Source organism: Methanosaeta sp. UBA356 (genome assembly GCF_002496465.1).
In the GTDB taxonomy this organism is placed as follows: domain Archaea; phylum Halobacteriota; class Methanosarcinia; order Methanotrichales; family Methanotrichaceae; genus Methanothrix; species Methanothrix soehngenii.
The window spans coordinates 1-17,578 of sequence record NZ_DAKC01000078.1 but is presented as its reverse complement, the minus strand read 5'-3'; the positions used below and the strand labels follow the sequence as shown (position 1 = coordinate 17,578).

General features: G+C 53.9%; 17 protein-coding genes and 1 pseudogene. 10 read left to right on the top strand and 8 right to left on the bottom strand.

Translation table 11 applies throughout. The annotated features are described in order from the left end of the window. Positions 1 to 130: 130 nt before the first annotated feature. Positions 131 to 1,369, bottom strand: coding sequence for a cytochrome c biogenesis protein (locus BP727_RS06775; protein ID WP_273271458.1), 1,239 nt, complete (start codon positions 1,367 to 1,369; stop codon positions 131 to 133). Positions 1,370 to 1,470: 101 nt separating this feature from the next. Continuing rightward, on the bottom strand, positions 1,471 to 2,058 hold the full coding sequence (locus BP727_RS06770) for a DUF7594 domain-containing protein (protein WP_013719105.1): 588 nt from the start codon (positions 2,056 to 2,058) through the stop codon (positions 1,471 to 1,473). Between the two features lie 186 nt (positions 2,059 to 2,244). On the opposite strand from BP727_RS06770, the gene BP727_RS06765 reads away from it, so the two are divergent. From BP727_RS06765 to BP727_RS06740, 6 genes are all read left to right on the top strand, one after another. Then, a complete protein-coding gene (locus tag BP727_RS06765; RefSeq protein WP_273277991.1) occupies positions 2,245 to 3,762 on the top strand; it encodes a right-handed parallel beta-helix repeat-containing protein in 1,518 nt (505 codons plus the stop codon). Positions 3,763 to 3,816: 54 nt separating this feature from the next. Next, positions 3,817 to 4,965, top strand: a complete 1,149-nt coding sequence (locus BP727_RS06760) for a sulfurtransferase (RefSeq protein WP_013719103.1) — start codon at positions 3,817 to 3,819, stop codon at positions 4,963 to 4,965. Continuing rightward, entirely contained in the window at positions 4,946 to 6,835 is a 1,890-nt protein-coding gene (locus BP727_RS06755) for a S8 family peptidase (protein WP_273271456.1), read from the top strand. Before BP727_RS06760 ends, BP727_RS06755 begins: the two co-directional genes overlap by 20 nt. A gap of 4 nt (positions 6,836 to 6,839) precedes the next feature. Beyond that, positions 6,840 to 7,445 (top strand): aldolase, encoded by a 606-nt coding sequence (locus tag BP727_RS06750; RefSeq protein WP_273277990.1) that lies wholly within the window; start codon positions 6,840 to 6,842, stop codon positions 7,443 to 7,445. Between the two features lie 146 nt (positions 7,446 to 7,591). Beyond that, a complete protein-coding gene (locus BP727_RS06745) occupies positions 7,592 to 8,689 on the top strand; it encodes a site-2 protease family protein (protein ID WP_273466288.1) in 1,098 nt (365 codons plus the stop codon). Further along, positions 8,616 to 9,992, top strand: coding sequence for a TraB/GumN family protein (locus BP727_RS06740; RefSeq protein WP_157863692.1), 1,377 nt, complete (start codon positions 8,616 to 8,618; stop codon positions 9,990 to 9,992). The genes BP727_RS06745 and BP727_RS06740 overlap by 74 nt, the downstream gene beginning before the upstream one ends. A 4-nt stretch (positions 9,993 to 9,996) precedes the next feature. Here the strand turns inward: BP727_RS06740 and npdG are convergent, their stop codons facing one another. The 4 genes from npdG to BP727_RS06720 all read right to left on the bottom strand — a co-directional run bounded on the left by npdG (position 9,997) and on the right by BP727_RS06720 (position 14,865). Next, entirely contained in the window at positions 9,997 to 10,668 is a 672-nt protein-coding gene (gene npdG / locus BP727_RS06735) for an NADPH-dependent F420 reductase (protein WP_013719098.1), read from the bottom strand. A 317-nt stretch (positions 10,669 to 10,985) separates the two neighbouring features. Beyond that, complete coding sequence (locus BP727_RS06730) at positions 10,986 to 12,047, bottom strand: tRNA (guanine(10)-N(2))-dimethyltransferase (protein ID WP_273466286.1); 1,062 nt, start codon at positions 12,045 to 12,047, stop codon at positions 10,986 to 10,988. Then, on the bottom strand, positions 12,048 to 13,469 hold the full coding sequence (locus tag BP727_RS06725; protein WP_013719096.1) for a right-handed parallel beta-helix repeat-containing protein: 1,422 nt from the start codon (positions 13,467 to 13,469) through the stop codon (positions 12,048 to 12,050). It lies immediately after the preceding gene. Between the two features lie 43 nt (positions 13,470 to 13,512). After that, a complete protein-coding gene (locus tag BP727_RS06720; protein WP_273270690.1) occupies positions 13,513 to 14,865 on the bottom strand; it encodes a phosphoribosylaminoimidazolecarboxamide formyltransferase in 1,353 nt (450 codons plus the stop codon). Positions 14,866 to 14,995: 130 nt separating this feature from the next. On the opposite strand from BP727_RS06720, the gene BP727_RS06715 reads away from it, so the two are divergent. From BP727_RS06715 to BP727_RS06705, 3 genes are read left to right on the top strand one after another with little or no spacing between them, the layout of a single operon-like run. Further along, positions 14,996 to 15,325: a DUF167 domain-containing protein gene (locus BP727_RS06715; protein ID WP_273466284.1), complete on the top strand. Its 330-nt coding sequence runs from the start codon at positions 14,996 to 14,998 to the stop codon at positions 15,323 to 15,325. 1 nt (position 15,326) lies between these two features. Further along, positions 15,327 to 15,767, top strand: a complete 441-nt coding sequence (locus BP727_RS06710) for a toprim domain-containing protein (protein WP_273466282.1) — start codon at positions 15,327 to 15,329, stop codon at positions 15,765 to 15,767. Beyond that, complete coding sequence (locus BP727_RS06705; RefSeq protein ID WP_273466280.1) at positions 15,757 to 16,269, top strand: NTPase; 513 nt, start codon at positions 15,757 to 15,759, stop codon at positions 16,267 to 16,269. Before BP727_RS06710 ends, BP727_RS06705 begins: the two co-directional genes overlap by 11 nt. A 31-nt stretch (positions 16,270 to 16,300) precedes the next feature. Here BP727_RS06705 and BP727_RS06700 read toward each other — a convergent pair whose 3' ends face one another. Together BP727_RS06700 and BP727_RS06695 are read right to left on the bottom strand one after the other, a co-directional pair. After that, positions 16,301 to 17,023 carry a tetratricopeptide repeat protein gene (locus tag BP727_RS06700; RefSeq protein WP_013719091.1) on the bottom strand — a complete coding sequence of 241 codons (723 nt, stop codon included), beginning with the start codon at positions 17,021 to 17,023 and terminating at the stop codon, positions 16,301 to 16,303. A gap of 50 nt (positions 17,024 to 17,073) precedes the next feature. Further along, positions 17,074 to 17,307: pseudogene (locus tag BP727_RS06695) on the bottom strand (zinc ribbon domain-containing protein); the annotation flags it as partial. A gap of 217 nt (positions 17,308 to 17,524) precedes the next feature. Here BP727_RS06695 and BP727_RS13620 point away from each other — a divergent pair. After that, on the top strand, positions 17,525 to 17,578 hold a 54-nt coding region (locus BP727_RS13620; RefSeq protein ID WP_394339404.1), incomplete at its 3' end, for a helix-turn-helix domain-containing protein.

Genomic DNA, 17,578 nt, shown 5'->3' with positions numbered 1-17,578 from the left:
GAACAGCCCGTAGCGCCCATAGAGCCAAAACCGCTACATCACATATCAGTGATGCAAGTTTTGGCGATGAAGTGGGAAGCCGCGCCCTTCAGGACGCGGTAGTTCACTCCTTTTGCCGGTTTTGGAGGTTTCAGATTATCTGCCAGTAGATGAGAGGAGCCAGCACCAGGAGCATCAGCCCGGTAAAAAGCCTCATTCCCACCCGGTGATCCTTACGGAAGCGGTCCACCCTATCCGGGCTCATTCCCAGGGCGAGGAATCCCCCCACCACAATGATTGGCAGTATCACCCCCAGGTTGAAGAACATCAGGTAGGCGGCGCCGACAAAGTAGCTTTTGGCGGAGATGAGATCCAGTATGGCCAGATAAAGCCCGCCCACACAGGGGATCTTAACCAATGAGAAGAGCGCCCCCGCCAGGAAGTAGGAGCTAAACCTTCCCTTTTCCACTCCCGCCTGGAAATACTGCAGCGCCCAGTCCGTCCGGAAGAGCGATGCCTTTCCCTGCTTTAAAAGGATGGCATCGATGACCTGAGATAAGCCCGCAGCCAGGAGTAGCACAGTCAAAGCGTAGCGGAATGTGGCAGCTATAGCCTCAGAATGCAATAGCCTTTGCATTCCCAGGCCGAAGAGGAAGTACATGGAGAAGATGCCAAAGGAGAAGAATACCACCATCATGATCAGCTCCCGCCTCTTTCCGGAGGTTGAGAGGATGGATGCCGCCAGAAAGACCAGAATGCCGAAGAGGCAGGGATTGAAGCCGGCCACAAACCCACCAGCAGTGACGGCCAGGGCAGTGGAGAGGGAGAGGTCCTGCAGATCGTATCCGGGCAGAGCATCCTCCCGCCGCTGGATGGGGCTAGTGTTGCCTGGAAAGCCTATAGAGGGAGCAGTCTCAGATCTCTGGCTCTGATTGTGCAGGGCCCGAAGAGCCTTATTCTCGAGGATGGATGCGTCTCCTCCATAGTCCCTGTAGTCTATGACCTCGGTCCCGATGATTATGGCTGGAATATCCCGGGCGTTAAGCTGATCGATTATTCGGTGGCCCTCATCGGTATAATAGTAATAGCTGCTGACATTAAGTGGCACCGTCTGGCCCACCTTCTCCAGGGTCCTCTCAGCAGCGGCGCATTTGGGACATCCCGGCGAGATGATGATTATGACCTCTACCGGGTCCGCGCCCGATGCATATCCTTCTACGAGGGCCAATTGGCTGGTGGAGGAACCGATTCCGCCGTCCGCACCCTCGCCGCCTGCCGCATGGATGCAGCCAAAGAGGGAGGCCATCGCAATGCCCACAAATAAGAGAATTCCAATGATTCTCCCGGCAGGAATGATAAAGAAAGGCCCTCTGGAAGGGATCGGTGGCATCAGTCCCCTTATGGCATGGAAGTGATATAAAAAATAGGTCCTCAACAGATGAGTCTGGCCGGGAAGGGGGCGAAAATCCCCTCTCCATCTGCCAGATTCATTTACTCTTCAGTTACGTACTCAAGGACAGGCATATCCTCATCTGATGCCTCACTGGACACGAATGCCACAGAGACATCATCCTCACCGACTAGGACTATGCTGTAGGGGCACCCTTCTGCACAGACCTCGACCGCCTTTTTGATTATGGGTGTTACATCCAGCTCAATCACATCCTCTGCCTCATCTATCTCAACGGAATCGGATGAGACATCAAGGTCATATTCTGCCTTATCCTTCCAGGTCAGGGTGTTTAATGTCGCTCCCTCCAGGAAGTAAGCCTTGATCTCGCCCTCGTCATCCACCCGGGCGACGTTAAGGGTGAGAGTAGCAGATTTGATCTGATCCGGATTGAAGATTCCCTGCGATCCGAAGAGATTCACATAGCTGAGGTAGGTCTCATTTATAGACGCATCATCATCGTCATCGTCCTGGGAAGACACCCACAGTAGATCGCTATCGCCATAGCTTTCTTCCTCTTCAATAGAATTGACGTAGGTATCCACATCGATTTTCGCTTCAAAGCTCCCTGCGCTGCAGGCGGCCGCCAGCAGGAGAAGTGCGCCAATAATCGCAAGCCAGTATCTCAAACTCTATTCCTCCATTGAATTTACCAACACTGCATATACCTTTCAATTGATAAAAAAGCTTACCTTCATATGTAGCCTATATTAGAAGATCCTAAGACTTTTTACCCCCTATCCTAAACCCATATGAGCCATGAATCTTTATAAAATAGATCGATCATCAATAGATGGATCTCTATGAGCCTCAAAATGAAACCATCATTAACCCATCCCAGTGCCACGGGGAAATGCCATGCTCCGGCTTTATCGAATGCATATCATCCTTCGCGCGGCATAGGTCGCTCGACCATTTGGGCGGTATCCCTTCTTTATTCTTTTATGCTGATCGCCTCCCTTGCCAGCGCTGCTTCCATAACCGTCAGCTCCGATCTGCAAGCGGCAATCAACGCCGCCCAGCCTGGCGATACCCTCCTGGTGGCTCCGGGGACTTACGAGAAGATATCCATAGGAAAGAGCCTGAACCTGATAGGCAATGGGGCAGTCATCCAGGCGGGAGAGAGGGACGCCTGCGTGAATATAGAAGCGAGCGATGTCAGCATATCCGGCTTTCTCGTCAGGAATGGGTTTTATGGCATAAAGCTGAACAACGTTCGGGGCTGCACTGTGGCCAACAATACCGTCATCCGGTGCACCCAGCCAGGGATTGCCCTCCTTTTTTCCGACGGCAATATCATCCAGGGAAACAACGCCAGCTTCAACGGACTGGGGGGTGAGGGGTGGTATGGAATATACCTCTCCAACTCCAATGACAATCTGATCCTTGATAATGTGGCCTATGGCAATGGCGCCTACGGCATAAACCTCTTCCCCTCCTGCAGCAATAACACCATCCGGGGCAACGTCCTTCAAGGAAATATGTACGGCCTGTACATGTTCACAGATTGCAGCAATAACATAATAGAATACAACGACCTCTCCCGGAACACCAACTCCGGCCTGGACCTCCGCTTCGACTGCACTGATAACCTGATCCGAAATAACAGCATGATCGAGAACGTAGTCGCCGGCCTGACCCTCCTGGACTCTGGATATAACAGCATATCCGGCAATCTGATAGAGGCAAATGGGCGCTATGGCCTGCAGATCCAGAGCAATTCGAACGGCAATACCATCATCGATAACACAATCTCGGACAGCCAGACCGGCATCTTCCTGGATTCGAGCCAGAACCTGATCTACAGAAATAAGATCAGTTACAATGTGATCCAGGCGGAGGATAGAGGAGAGAACTCATGGAATGCCAGCTATCCGCTGGGGGGCAACCTGTGGAGCGACTACCATGGGAGCGATGATTACCAGGGACCGGAACAGAATGTTCTGGGTGCGGATGGATTTGGCGACCTGCCCTATGAGATAGACAGTTCCTCCTTAGATCGTTATCCCATTATGGGCGATCAGGTCCGGCAGATCTCCATCATCGATAAGGCTCTTAATCCCACCCAGGCCAGAGTGGGAGACGATATAAAGGTCACCGTGCGTATGGAGGCTCTGTATGATCTCAACCAGCTGACGGTTAGAGCATATCAGTCGGGAGAAGAGGCAAAGGGCTACGGCCGCCTGGTAGCCTCTGGGGATGCATATCAGGGATCCTTCTCCACCGCCCTGCTCGATCCGGGCGAGTACGACCTGGTCTTGAGGGTAAATGATGTTCGTGGATTCGAACTGGAGGAGACGTTAGGAAGTTTCTCCGTCACCCCCAGGAGCTGATGAGCACTTGCATAGTATGGAGATGAGAAGTTTGAGAAATTCAAGAGGCTTGCCATGAGAGTTATCAGAATCGCAGGCTGCAGCTTGTTGCTGGCAGCCTTATTCATGATGGCGATCATATGGAATGCATCACCTGTGGCCGGGGAGTGCGCATCCTGCAAAGCCGCTGGCTCGAGCGCAGAGCAGGATCCGCTCAATCAACAGTGGGCTTCGTTCCTGGGTGAGGTGGGGGCATGGTCTCAGATGCCATTCCATCCGGGCCTGCTCAGAGCACAATCCGATTCATCCAACTGCTCGTCACTGTGGGGAGAGAATGGGGAGCGGGGATTGGATCTGAACCTTTCTGCTCCCAAGGACGGTCTGCAGAAATATCAGGGCAATCGATCCGATATGGCCCGGGGGATGGGATTTTCCACAATTTTGATTTCACCAGAAGAGATCAAAATCCTAGATAGCTCCGACATAATCATCGATATCAGCCCCAGATCGACTGAGTACATTCCAGGAGCGATAAGCATTCCTTATGACAGGTTCATCGATCCTGCAGGAAGGCTCGAGCCGATCGGCGAGATGGCCCGGATTTTGGGGGAGGCAGGCGTGTCCGAGAACGATTCGATCATCATTTATGGTGAATGCCAGCCCTGCGGCGGCGGCCCCTCAGCAGCCACCTACGTCTTCTGGATGCTGAAGTTCTTGGGGCATGAGGATGTCAGGCTCCTGGACGGGGGGATAGACGACTGGGTGGCAGCGTCGAATCCCACCTGGTCTGAGCCTGCACGCCTTGCGCCCAGGAATTATACTCCCGCTATAGATGCCGATCTTCTGGCAACATATGATTTCGTTTGCAGCGGCATCCCCCAGATAATCGATGCCCGAACGGGTAGGGATTTTGAGGCAGGGTCGATACCAGGAGCGATCAATATTCCTTATACAAGCGTTCTGGATGGCAAGAAGATAAAGGATCAGTCAGAGCTGGAAGAGATATTCTCAGATCTGCAAAGAGAAAGGCCGGTGGTGGTCTACACCAATACCGGGGTCAAGGCCTCCATGATCTGGTTGCCCCTCTCCCTTCTTGGCTACGACGCCAAGGTCTACGCCTGGCAGGACTGGAAGGCGGATCATTCCAGTGGTGAAATGACACCAGCAAATATAAGAATATCGAAAAGGATAGCTGGAGTTAAGAGTGAGACCATTGAATCCTAGCCATATCCTCCATTTTGTTCTCCTGCTCAGCCTGGTCAGCTACGCATCCGCTTTTCCGATACAAAATGCCCTGGAGAACAATAAGGCAACCGCCTGGTTTCAGAAGGAGTACGAAAATCGCCTCAGACCAAGCGTCGACGATGGCGCTGCTCCGGTCATCTATGGGGTGAGCGTGAGCCCCTCCATTCTCAAGACAGGCGATCCCAGGAGCGAGATAAATGCCCGGGTCCATGATCCTTCCGGCCTGGGAATGGTCTATGCTGATATAGGCAATCGGATGAACCTCATGATAGATTTAGACCGAGATGGCACTTTCACCGGCTATTGCGGCTCCAATATGCCTGCTGGAACCTACAATGTGACAATCATCGCCGTAGACAAGTTCGGCAATGCGGCGAAGGACGAGTCCAAGAAGATCACCATCCGCGATCCCAGGGATCTCAATGGCAATGGAATAGAAGACAGCCTGGAGGAGCAGAAAGCCAAAGACCTGAAGGTCATTGTGCTTCATGAGGACGACCTTAAAGGGAACCTTACCGGCGTCGGCTCCTCTCTGGAGAAGAGGTTCAAAGTCCTGCCCGGGAGCGCAATGACCGTCTCCTCGGACAACCTGGAAAAGATCGCCAAGACCGACGGCGTCCGAGGGGTGTACACCGATCAGAAGCTCACCGTGCTCTCTGCTGCCAGCACGAGCAGCTCGAATCCTGGGCCTTCGATCATAGATGATCCCAGAGAGATCTCCGGCCCAAAGGGCGAGGGGGTTACTGTGGCTCTGATCGATACCGGCGCAGATGCCGATCATGAGGCTTTGTCCCGGAAGATCGTCGCATTCCAGGACTTCGTGAACAATCAGACAGAACCTTATGACGACAACGGCCATGGCACACACTGCGCCAGCCTGATCGCCGGCGACCTGGGCATGGGAGTAGCGCCGGGAGCGGAACTTGTGGTGATCAAGGTTATGGACAGGGATGGAGCATGCTATCTATCCGATGCTCTTAAAGCTCTGGACTGGTGCCTGGATAATCGGGATCGCTACGGGATAAAGATCATATCGTTTAGCGTGGGCGGAGAAGGGCCTTCTGATGGAGCATCTCTGCTAGACGAGGCCTGCGACCGGATGGTCGAGGAGGGGCTGACCATGTGTGTCGCCGCTGGAAACTCCGGGCCTTCGCCCTCCTCCATTGTCATGCCCGGTGGCGCAGAGAAGGTGATAACCATTGGGGCCATTGATCGCACCGGATTGATATTCGAACAATCATCACGCGGCCCGACCCTGACCGGAGAGATCAAGCCGGACCTGGTCACCCTGGGAGTTGATGTCCCTTCCGCCCTGGCCGGCTCCAAGAATGGCCTGAGTTCAGTGAGCGGCACATCAATGGCTGTTCCTCAAGTCTCCGGAGCATCAGCTGTTTTGCTGGAGGCGAATCCTGAACTGCAACCAGCAGATATCAAGAGGCTGCTGCTCAAGACCGCAGATGAGCTGGGGCAGGAGGGAAAGGATAACCTCTATGGCTATGGAGCTCTCAACCTGACCCGAGCCCTCAAGAGCATCAACGCCCCGAAAGAGGAGCTTTATCCTCCGGATCTGGTCGATGTAAGGCTGAACCGGGATGAGGCCACAGAAGGCGAGCCGGTGATGGTAGAGGCCCAAGCCTCCGGAGAGATCAAGTCCTTAAACACCAAGATCATCGGGCCGGACAGAAATCTGGAGATTCCCATGGACGACCTGGATGGCAATGGCATATACTCCGCCCGCTGGGAGACGAGCTTCTGGACGGCCGGGGATTATAAGATATCCGTCGATCTGGTGGGTGGATTTGGGGAGATGGAGTCAATAGCCGTCCCTTTCCGTCTGCTGGAGAGGTGATGAGATGACGAGCGATGCCTGGCAGGAGATCGCGCGGTTTGGCAGAAAGGTCGTCTCCTCAGGACTCACAAGCTCTCGATTCGGAAATATCAGCATCTGCCAGGATGGCAGGATATTCATCACCGCTACGGGATCGATGCTCGACGAGCTGGATTCGTCCACGGTGGTGGAGGTCAGCTCAGAGAATCCCTGTGAGATGGATAAGATTGCCAGCATAGAGACCTGCGTTCACCGGGCGATCTACCTGAATACTGGGAAGATGGCCATCATCCATACCCATTCTCCATATGCGGTCGTCCTGTCTATGGTGGAAATGGAGAAGGTGGAGCCAATTGATAGCGAGGGCGTTCTCTTTCTGGGAGAGGTGCCTATAATCGAGGGCAAGCTGGGGACCGATATGCTCGCTAAGGCAGCATCTTTAGCCCTTAAGTCCCATATGGCCTGCATCGCCCGCGGGCATGGCGTATTTGCTGCAGGCGGGACCCTGATGGAGGCCTATACCGCAGCCTGCATGGTGGAGCATAGCTCTCTGGTGAGATATCTGGTGAATTGCTACCCCCAGGGGAAAAATTTATATCTTAACCAACACACTTTTAAATCGAGCGGGTAATCCTAGTTTTTAGAATCCACACTGAACCCCCACTCTCCTACCCGCTCACTTAATAAATTAATAAAAATTGCTTTCTGCGTGGTGCCCACCATTTGCGCCATAAATTATCAAAAGACCTATTAATGTTTGGGTGATACTAGCACATGATGAACTCTTCATTGCAGTTGGGGAAGATCATGGGAATACCGGTGCAGCTGCACTGGTCCTTTCTGCTGGTCATCCTCTACATAGCCTGGGCCTTTGCCTCATTCAGCCAGCAGGTCCTGGGGAGGAGCTATGGCTTTGGCGAGATCGAGCCAGCCGGCCTGAGATGGGCCTACTCTCTGATATTCTCATTGGTCCTCTTCACCTGTGTGGCCCTTCATGAGCTGGGGCACAGCTATATCGCCCTCAAGAATGGAATCGCTATAAGGAGCATCACCCTTTACTTCTTTGGAGGGGTCTCTGCCATGGAGGAGATACCTAGAAATCCCCGCCTGGAGCTCCAAATGGCCTTCGCCGGGCCTGCAGTGAGCGGCATCCTGGGTCTGATGGGAATTCTCCTCGCCACATTGCTGGATGAAGGCAGCCCTCTTGGCATAATGCTCTGGATGCTGGGCCTCTTGAACATCATCCTCATGCTCTTCAATCTGCTGCCCGCTTTTCCCATGGATGGGGGCCGTCTCCTGCGGGCCTGGTTTGCCACCCAGATGCCATACATAAAAGCCACCCAGCGGGCGGCCAGCATTGGAAAGCTCTTCGCGATCATCATGTTCGTCCTCGGCTTATTCTCCTTCAACTTCATCCTCCTCTTTGTGGCCTTCTTCGTCTATGTCGGAGCCTCAGAGGAGGAGAAGGCAACCCAGATCAGCGTGAGCCTGGAGGGTACGAGGGTCATGGATATAATGTCAGATGATGTGCACACCGTCGACCCGGATATGACCCTGCAGGACTTGAAAGAGCATATGTTCGAGGAGAAGCACCGGGGTTATCCTGTCGTGTCCGGTGATGAAGTGATAGGTGTGGTGACCCTTTCGGACCTGCAGAGGGTTCCCCAGGTGGATCACGCAGATACCCGAGTGGCTGAGGTTATGACAAGAAAGTTATATGTGATCGGTCCTTCAGAGGAGGCATCTGCTGCGATGATGATGATGAACAAGATGAATATCCGCCGGCTGCCTGTAATGTCTGATGGCCGCCTGGTGGGCATCGTCTCCAGAGAAGACCTGGTCAGGGCCATCGAGCTATGCTCGGGGCAGGACTGAAGAGGTAATCGATTTGGATTTTGATAAGACGGAAGCAAAGGAAGACTGCCCGGAGCCGACATGCAGGATAATAGAGCCTGATGCTGGCGCCGACCTGACTGAGGGCCTCTCCCACGAGATAACCATAGTGGGAACGGCGCATGTCTCAGAGAAAAGCGCTCTGGAAGTGGTCAGAAGGATCGAGGAGACAAGGCCGGACATAGTGGCAGTGGAGCTGTGTCTCTCTCGCTACAAAGCCCTGACCGGACAGGAGGAGAAGTCTGAGATCGAGATCGGCAAGCTGTTGAGTGGCGGAAAGCTCTACGTGTTCCTGGTGCAGTTGCTCCTTGCCTATATGCAGCAGAAGATCGGTCAGGAGATGGGGGTCAAGCCCGGCTCGGAGATGCTGGCGGCGATTAGGGCAGCGCAGAGCACTGGAGCCAGGGTGGCTCTGGTGGACAGGGATGTGGGAATTACCATTCAACGCTTCTGGTCGGCTATGGGATTCTTCGACAAGATTAGGCTGATCGGATCCCTGATCCAGGGGGCCTTATGGGGGGAGGAAGAGGAGATCGATATCGATAACATCACTCAGGATGATGTCGTATCCCAGATGATAGGCGAGTTTCGCAAGATCTCTCCTGGGGCGGCCAGCGTTCTGGTCGACGAGAGGGATGCATACCTGGCCCGAAATCTGCTCAGCCTCTCCAGGCAAGGCAGGGTGCTGGCAGTGGTAGGGGCTGGCCATAAGGAGGGAATAGAGAGGCATCTTAGCAACCCCGAGGCCATTCCCGCCATAGAGAGCCTGAATGTGAAGGCCAAAAAGAAGATCACCTTTTCCCAGGTATTCGGCGCGGTGGTGACATTAACCATACTGGTGATGATTGCCCTGTTGGTGATCACCGCTCAATCCAGCAGAAGCCTGGTCTTAGCCTTTGCCATATGGTTTGTGATAACAGGCACTCTATCCGCCCTGGGGGTGATCTTGGCCCGAGGCCATCCGCTCTCCGTTTTAACGGCATTCGGCATCGCCTGGATGACCACACTCAATCCATTTGTGGCCGCTGGCTGGTTTGCGGGCATGGTAGAGGCCTGGAAGATCAAGCCCACCGTCTCTGACTTAAAAGAGCTTCCCCAGGCGGAAGGCTTCCGCCAGATGATGAATAACCGCCTCTTCAAGGTATTGCTGGTGGCATCGCTGTCCAATCTCGGCGCCATGGCAGGCACCTTCATCGGGGTCTATGTCATCTGGAAGGTGATGAATTTGATCAATCCGACCGAGCTGCCAGGCATGGTGATAGAAGCTCTGAGCGGAATGATCTAAAATATCAATTGGGAGCAGGCGGTCTCTCCGATATTATACTCACCCCAGCCTCTTTGATCTTATTCTTCCGGGCGACATTAAGGAGCATGGGGGTCAAGCTCTCCACCTGGGACGAGGCAGCCAGAGGGCCGACAAATAGAGGCCGGAGGTTCTTTATATCCATGGTCAAGCTCCTGACCATATCCACTGCCTCTGCATCGTCACCGCATATCAGGACATCGCCTTTCAAAATTCTATCCTTCGCCTGGAGAGCGGCGGCAGGCACGGTGTGAAAAGCGGCGACAACTCTTATCTGGGGAGGGAGGAGCGACTTGGCCTGCAGGGCGGAGCTGCCCTCTGGCGGAGGATTGAAGCGGAAGAACTTGCCATCGTAGCTCATGGGGACTACGGGAGAGATCACAAGCTGGTGGTTGAAGGATGTGGATAGATCATAGGTTACAGATTTCAGATGTTCGGGCGGGACACAGAGAATGACCGCGTCCGCCACCGCTACTGCGCTGGCGTTATCAGTTCCCCATATGTTCCCATTCGCGCCCTCAAGTTGCATAATTGCACTGGCGCTCTCACGGGCCTTATCCTCTTTACGCGAACCGATGATGATCTCATGAGAGCACATCAAGCGCAGGGCAAATCCCGTACCTATGTCACCTGTCCCACCGACAAGAGCAATCTTCATGAGTGACACGTTATCCCGCCCATTATTACATTTTTGGGTCAAGCCATTGGGGGATGAGAATGGATAAGATAGGATCAGGTCGAGAACGGATCATATAAGGATAAAACTGAGCAACTCCGGATTATTTTACTCATGTTATAATGCGTAATAAGGGATGGCACGAGATGCGAAAGGGAGTAGCAATGAAGGGGGTAATAAACGTCACCTCGTGCCGCGAATTCCTGCATTATCCTATCATAATGCAGCTATCACTATTACATCTCTTCTCCTTTATTAAGTTTTAGGTGGAAAAAAAGAATATCAATTTTTATAAATTTTCAAATATTGTTCTCTCTCAAAACCTCCTCCAGCTCGGGAAGGGTGGCATTGGTCTTTATGCCAAGGCCGGTAAAATGAGTACGTGAGGCCTGATGACCCAGGGACTTCAACCTCGATATGACATCCTCAATCTTGCCGGGAGTGATTTTGAGCTTCTCACAGATGCAATGATGGTCATAGTACATGGGCACATCCACCTCCTTCGCGCAGGTGCTGAGGATCTTTTTGGCTCTGGGGCCAAGATCCCCCGCTTCCAGGGCGCTGGCAATGACATCTGGATCCTGTATTTTGCCCAGCCATAGGGGCCCGGCCAGGGCGGTTCTGGAACGGCAGTGGCGGCATATACCCACAGGATGCAACAACCTGAGAGTCTCAAAGCTTCCGCAGCTATTGCAGTGCTCCAAATATCCCAGGGACTGCAATGATCTGTCTGCTGCTTCGGCCCCTTTGATCACTCGAAGGTAGGTGCGCACATAGTGATCGGTGACGTGGGTGAGCAACGGCTCTGTACCCTTGTCCAGCCGGGCCAGCTCGCGCGCCGCCAGTCCAAGAAGGATTCGGGCCCCCATCTCCCGGTGATAGTCGGTGCACAGGGGAACGGCCATATATTTTCGGATGCCGCTTTTCAGATGAGCCCCGCAGAGAGGTGCGGTATCTGTAGCGGTGATGAAGAGGTATGAGCGGGCAGATCTGCTGGCAGCAGATATATAGGGGGAGGGAGATCCGAATGGATCCAGGTCTACCGCCTGAAAGTGCTCCTGGTGCATCAGGACATTGGCGTTTTTTTCGCTGACAACGCAGTCCAGCTGATTTCGGGCCACATTCCTTCGCATCACCTGAACCGCCCGGGGATCGAAATCATTGAGAGTCACCTTCTCCGTCCCTGCCTCTGCTGCCACTCTCATCCCCCGAATACCGCTGGCGGAGAGGGCATCAAGATACTCGCTGATGCCCAGGGCTTTGGTCATGGCTACCCCTATATCCCGATTGAGTTGCATCCGGGGATTGAAAAAGGCCCCCGTGGCTTCGAATGTGATTGAGCCTTCCGTATGGAGAGTCATCTAAAAATCATTCACTTCCTGGAAGGGAGAACTGCTCCCATCCAGAGGTTCAGAGTCCTTCCACTGGGGCGGAGAGCTGGGCTGGGGATGGGATATGACCATAACCCCTTCTACCAGCCGGGCCGCAGTCACTGCCTCCTCCTTAGGCTCAACGATGGCATATTTTTCTACCAGTTCCCCTATATCCGCCCGCTCCAGCCTTCCTTCATCGAAGGGACGGATCGAAGGCATGCGGTCGGATGAGCTGGATTCCGGTCCGGGAAGGGAGTAGGGCACATCTCCTATGCCGTCCTTGTTCTCATCTTCACCCTTATAATCGCTATAATAGTTGCCCAGAGTGGTATTCCAGATATTGCAGCTCTGGTTCTCATAGGCATTGATGTTATTAAACTGAAAATTATTTCCAAATATGAGGTTATTCCGGTTCTCATTCATCCTTATGCCGTGCTTGTTCTCAGCGGCATTATTGGCATAGACGGCATTGAACTGGCAGCCTTTGGAGATCTCCAGGCCATTGTAGTTGCCCCGGGCAACATTTCCTATGACCATGTTATGGCAGCTGTTCTCCTGCAAAGACAAGCCGATGCCAAATCCATCGATGATCTCACCTCTGCTATTGTCGATTAGGAGGTTGTCGGTGATGTTATTGTAGCTGGACCAGTTCGTCACCAGAATGCCGTAATAGTTATGGTCGAGCTGGTTTCTCCTCACCTGATTGAATGAGGCATTCCACAGGGAAAGGCCGAAGGTGCACTCCGATATCAGATTATCATCCATCTCTGCCCATTTCCCCTCTCTTAAGAGGATGCCAATATTTGAGTTTCTTATGATGCTGTTGTTCTTTACCACTATTTCTCTTGACTGCTCTATATCCAGCCCATATTTTTTGCAGTTCACTATGCTGCATCCTGAGACATTAAGGCCCCTTCCACCATGAAGGAATAGGCCCGTATCGCAGCCATCCAATGTGGAATCCTGGAGGGTAATCCCCTCTGCATCCAGGGCATAAATCCCGGCCTGGGCTCCGTAAATGCTGCTGTTTTTAATGGCGAGGTCGCTGCCCTCAACTACTACTGCCGAGTTGGGCATATCCAGGCGCTGGCCCCTGGCAGCCTCGCGGTTTTCCATATAGTATTCGAACTTGGCGGTGGTGTCCTTTCCCACTCCGTAGATCTCGAAGCCATCGATTGTCACCCCATCGCTCTTCACCACTACCGCCGGATTCTGCTGGGTAGCATTCAACACTGGTCTGCCCTCGCCGATCAAGGTCAATGGCCTGTCAATGGTGATGGAAATATATGTCCCCGGGCCGACTGCAATGATATCCCCCGCCTGAGCGGAGTTTATCGCCGACTGGATGTCCTGGCCAGCTTGAATACGATCGGCAGAGGCTGGGCTGAACAGGAGAGAATGGAACAGCAACAGAGCAAGAAGGCCCGTCCACGCCTTCCCCCCTTTGCAGATTTTAATGTCTGAAATGGCGCATGCCCGTGAAGACCATGGCCATATCATGCTCATTGGCGGCATCAATCACCTCAGAGTCCCGAATGGATCCGCCGGGATGAATCACTGCGGTCGCTCCTGCCAGGAAGGCCTGATCCAGGCCGTCCCGGAAGGGGAAGAAGGAATCTGTGGCAGCAACAGTTCCGTTCGTGGACAGGCCGTGCTCCTCCGCCTTCTCTGCCCCAAAGCGGGCGGAGTCCACCCGGCTAACCTGGCCGGATCCTATGCCGATGGTCTGATTCTCAGTGGTGTAGACCAGGGCATTGGACTTGACATACTTGGCTATCTTCCAGGCAAAACGGAGGGCCCGGGCCTCAGAGTCTGTGGGGGCTCTTCTGGTCACCACCCTCCACTCCTTGATGTCGCCGGTATCAAAATCCTGCAGCATCATACCCCCGAATATGGTCTTTTTGTAGTATCCCCGATACAGTTCGCCCTTTCTTTGCAGCAGGTCTCCTATGTCCAGGATCCTGCGGTTGGGCTTCTTCTCCGTGAGGAGCCGCAAGGCCTCTGCCTCGTAACCCGGAGCGAGAAGAACCTCAACGAAGCTGTCCCCTATGCACTGGGCCGTCTTCACGTCCACCATCCTGTTGAAACCTATCACCCCTCCGAATGCAGACTTGGGATCAGTGGCAAAGGAGAGTCGGAAGGCCTCATCAAGGCTTGCGCCATAGGCCACGCCGCAGGGATTGGCATGCTTTACAATGACTGAGAGGGGCCTATTGCAGGCTTCTCCATCGTACTCCGAGAGGTCGATGAGCATCTCCAAAACCGTTTCCGCATCGACCATATTATTGTAGGACATCTCCCGACCATTCAGCTTCCGGGCGGCGGGCAGCCCCAGACCCTGGTCATTTGTGTAAAGAGCAGCCCTTTGATGCCAGTTCTCTCCATAGCGCAGGTCCTGCACCTTCTCATAGGCAGACGCTACGTAATTTGGCAGGCCGTCTGCTTCAGGCTGAAGGCTGGCCAGCCTCTGGATATCCTTCTGCAGGCACCGGTACAGCACCCGAGCCTCCAGCATGTCTCTCGTCTTCTGGGAGAGGTCGCCCGTACTCCTGATCTCCTCCAAGACGGAGGGGCAATTCGAGTTATGCAATAGCACCGCACAGCCTCTTTCCATCGCCTGCCTGATGAGGGCAGAGCCAATCGAGGTATCCGCATAATCCTGATCGCATACCAGGAGACAATCTTCTTTATGATCTTGGGGAGAAAAGCATTCGCACATCTGCAGGCCAAGCTGCTCTAAGCCCGAGGAAATGGAGCAATCAATGTGGTCCTTGCCTGCCAGTACGACGACCTGTTTGATCTTCATCGAACCTCTCCCCCTTCATCGCTAACGGTATTTTAACCTTTTCCCATTAACACAGAAACTCCCCTGCAATCTCCTCCCATCAGCAGATTGTGATCGATAGTATTTAAACTCCCGGAGCATTATAAAGAGCATGGACTATGCTGAGGCACTCGATTCTCATCCTCTGGGATGTATCATCCGCTTTGAAGTGGTGCCTGGCTCATCCCGGCTGGCCGTTCCCTCGGGCTTCAATCCCTGGAGGAGGTCTTTAGAGGCCCGGCTGACTGAAAAGCCATCTCGAGGCAGGGCAAACCGCCAGCTGGTCGAGGAGCTGGCGAGGACATTGGGCGTGGCCGAATCCGGAATCGAGGTGATTAAAGGAGAGAAGAGCGGGCGAAAGCTTCTGCTGGTTAAGGGAATAGAGAAGGATAGAGCGGTCTTAATCCTCAAGCCTCTGCTGAATCAACAGAGAGGAAGATGAAATGAAGGGATCGGTCAGGGACAGAGGGCGAGAGGAGTGCAAGGATAAGGGGACCTATGATCTGGAAGCCTTAGAAGAGCTGCTAGCTGCCCTGGTCGAGGCATCGGGCCAGGGGGCGGCGACTATCGTTGAGGGCAGGCGGGATGAACTGGCCCTGCGCGCCCTGGGCCTGACCGGGCCGGTGATCATGGCCTCGCGCCGATCGGCCCTCGACCTGGCCGAGGATGCTGCCCGGAGCTACCGGGAGATCATCCTACTCACCGATTGGGATCGCAAAGGGGATGAGATGGCCAGGACCATCGAGCAGCATCTGTGGTCGGTGGGTTCCCGTCCCGATGGGGAGATCCGCTCTCGCATCAAGAAGCTGGTCCGAAAGGAGATTAAGGACGTGGAAAGCCTGCATCGTTACATGGAAAGGATGAGGTATCTGTATGGCCCTTAGAATTGCAGTCACTGGCAGCCCAGGCGTCGGCAAATCAACTCTGGTGGCAAAGGTGACCTCCGGGACGAAATTGAGAGTTGGCGGGGTGCTGGCCAGAGACAGGCGCTACAAGGATCGGCGAACTGGCTTTGAGCTTTTGGACCTATCCACCGGAATGGTGGGGATACTGGCCGACGAGTCCGGGGACGGTCCGCAGCTGGGAAAGTACCGGGTCCATCTGGATGACCTGGACCTGATAGGAGCGCAGGCGGTGGAAAACGCTCTTGGCTGCGATTTGATAGTGGTGGATGAGGTGGGTCCCATGGAGCTTTCCAGTCACAGGTTCGTCCTTGCGGTGGAGAAGGCCATTGCCTCACCCAAGCCCATGCTGGTGGTGCTGCACCAGTGGTCCAACCACCGCCTGGCAAAGAAGATCCGGGGATCCTTCCGGGTATTGACAGTAACCAGGGAAAACAGGGATTCTCTGGCCGATGAGATTGCCAAGGCCCTGAAATCGGGGTGATGCTGCCAAGATCAAAATCCCGCCGTCTGGATCAGCTCAACCCCAGATCGCGGGCGATGCGAGCAGCCTCTTCTGCCTCTTGATCGCGATGCAATGATCGGTAGGCTACTGCCAAATTCTTCCAGGCAACTGCATACTCAGGATCGATCTCGATCGCTTTCCGGAAGCATACCACCGCCGCCTCCTGTCGGCCAAGGGCTGATAAGGAGACTCCTTTGTTATTCCAGGGATAGATGTCGAAAGGATCGATCATTATCGCCTCCTCATAACTCTCTATGGCCTCCTCATGCCGGTGCAGGTTGTCTAAAGCAGCTCCTCGATTGTTCCAGGCCCTCCTCCCGTCCGGTCCAAGGGGGTTCAGCTCGATGGCCCGGGCATAGCTCTCCACCGCCTCCTCGAACCGGCCGAGGATGTGAAGGGCAAAGCCTCTGACAATCCAGGTCCGTGGATTATCAGGATCGATGGCCAGAGCCTTCTGGCATGATTTAAGGGCATCAGCGCCACGATCAAGCTGGTTTAGTGCCACTGCATGGTTTCTCCAGGCATCCGCGCTCTCAGGATTCAGGGAGAGGGCCTTCTCCAGGGCACACACTGCCTCTTCATTACGGCCAAGCTTGCGCAGAGCTACACCTTTCCAGTAATGATGCTCAAATCCTTCCGTTCCCTTCTCTGATCGCTCCCAGGCAGCGACCGCTTCCTCGTAATCTCCCCGCAGATAGAGGCTCTCTCCGCTTGATCCATCATCCTCTGTCATAGCACCGCCAAATCCATTGCGCTATATCCATATCCCTATTTCTCCGTGAACTACCGCGTCCTGAAGGGCGCGGCTTCCCACTTCATCGCCAAAGCTTGCATCACTGATATGTGATGTAGCGGTTTTGGCTTTATGGGCGCTGGGGGCTGTTCCATCCCTGTGATGATTATGTTCCTGGAAGCATTGTAGTCTCGATCACACGAGAATCCGCAATAAGGGTACTCATGTACTCGTACCGACAGATCTTTCGTTACGATGCTTCCACAAGCTGAACACTTTTGAGAGCCACCTATAAGCATCCAAATTCTCCGCTAACTTCCATTGAGTTATCTTGTTCGGGAAGATGGGATATTTGTAGCTTACAATCATACTTTCTCCATTTGAAGATTCTACAGTGCTGGGGCGCAGGGGTAGAGAGGGCTCCGGTCTTCAGGCCGGAGATGAATCGTACCCCGCCCTACGCTATAAACCTTAATATACTATAACAGCGAAGAACTGTACATGCTTAAGGCTTACAAGTTCAGGCTGTATCCCACAAGGTCTCAGATAACCAAG

What these genes read in the sequence shown, in the direction of transcription:
- BP727_RS06715 (WP_273466284.1), top strand. Translation starts at nt 14,996, where the DNA reads ATGGACTATGCTGAGGCACTCGATTCTCATCCTCTGGGATGTATCATC.
- BP727_RS06775 (WP_273271458.1), bottom strand. Translation starts at nt 1,369, where the DNA reads ATGCCACCGATCCCTTCCAGAGGGCCTTTCTTTATCATTCCTGCCGGG.
- BP727_RS06705 (WP_273466280.1), top strand. Translation starts at nt 15,757, where the DNA reads ATGGCCCTTAGAATTGCAGTCACTGGCAGCCCAGGCGTCGGCAAATCA.
- BP727_RS06720 (WP_273270690.1), bottom strand. Translation starts at nt 14,865, where the DNA reads ATGAAGATCAAACAGGTCGTCGTACTGGCAGGCAAGGACCACATTGAT.
- BP727_RS06710 (WP_273466282.1), top strand. Translation starts at nt 15,327, where the DNA reads ATGAAGGGATCGGTCAGGGACAGAGGGCGAGAGGAGTGCAAGGATAAG.
- BP727_RS06700 (WP_013719091.1), bottom strand. Translation starts at nt 17,023, where the DNA reads ATGACAGAGGATGATGGATCAAGCGGAGAGAGCCTCTATCTGCGGGGA.
- BP727_RS06765 (WP_273277991.1), top strand. Translation starts at nt 2,245, where the DNA reads ATGAAACCATCATTAACCCATCCCAGTGCCACGGGGAAATGCCATGCT.
- BP727_RS06730 (WP_273466286.1), bottom strand. Translation starts at nt 12,047, where the DNA reads ATGACTCTCCATACGGAAGGCTCAATCACATTCGAAGCCACGGGGGCC.
- BP727_RS06745 (WP_273466288.1), top strand. Translation starts at nt 7,592, where the DNA reads ATGAACTCTTCATTGCAGTTGGGGAAGATCATGGGAATACCGGTGCAG.
- BP727_RS06750 (WP_273277990.1), top strand. Translation starts at nt 6,840, where the DNA reads ATGACGAGCGATGCCTGGCAGGAGATCGCGCGGTTTGGCAGAAAGGTC.
- BP727_RS06740 (WP_157863692.1), top strand. Translation starts at nt 8,616, where the DNA reads ATGGCCGCCTGGTGGGCATCGTCTCCAGAGAAGACCTGGTCAGGGCCA.
- BP727_RS06760 (WP_013719103.1), top strand. Translation starts at nt 3,817, where the DNA reads ATGAGAGTTATCAGAATCGCAGGCTGCAGCTTGTTGCTGGCAGCCTTA.
- npdG (WP_013719098.1), bottom strand. Translation starts at nt 10,668, where the DNA reads ATGAAGATTGCTCTTGTCGGTGGGACAGGTGACATAGGTACGGGATTT.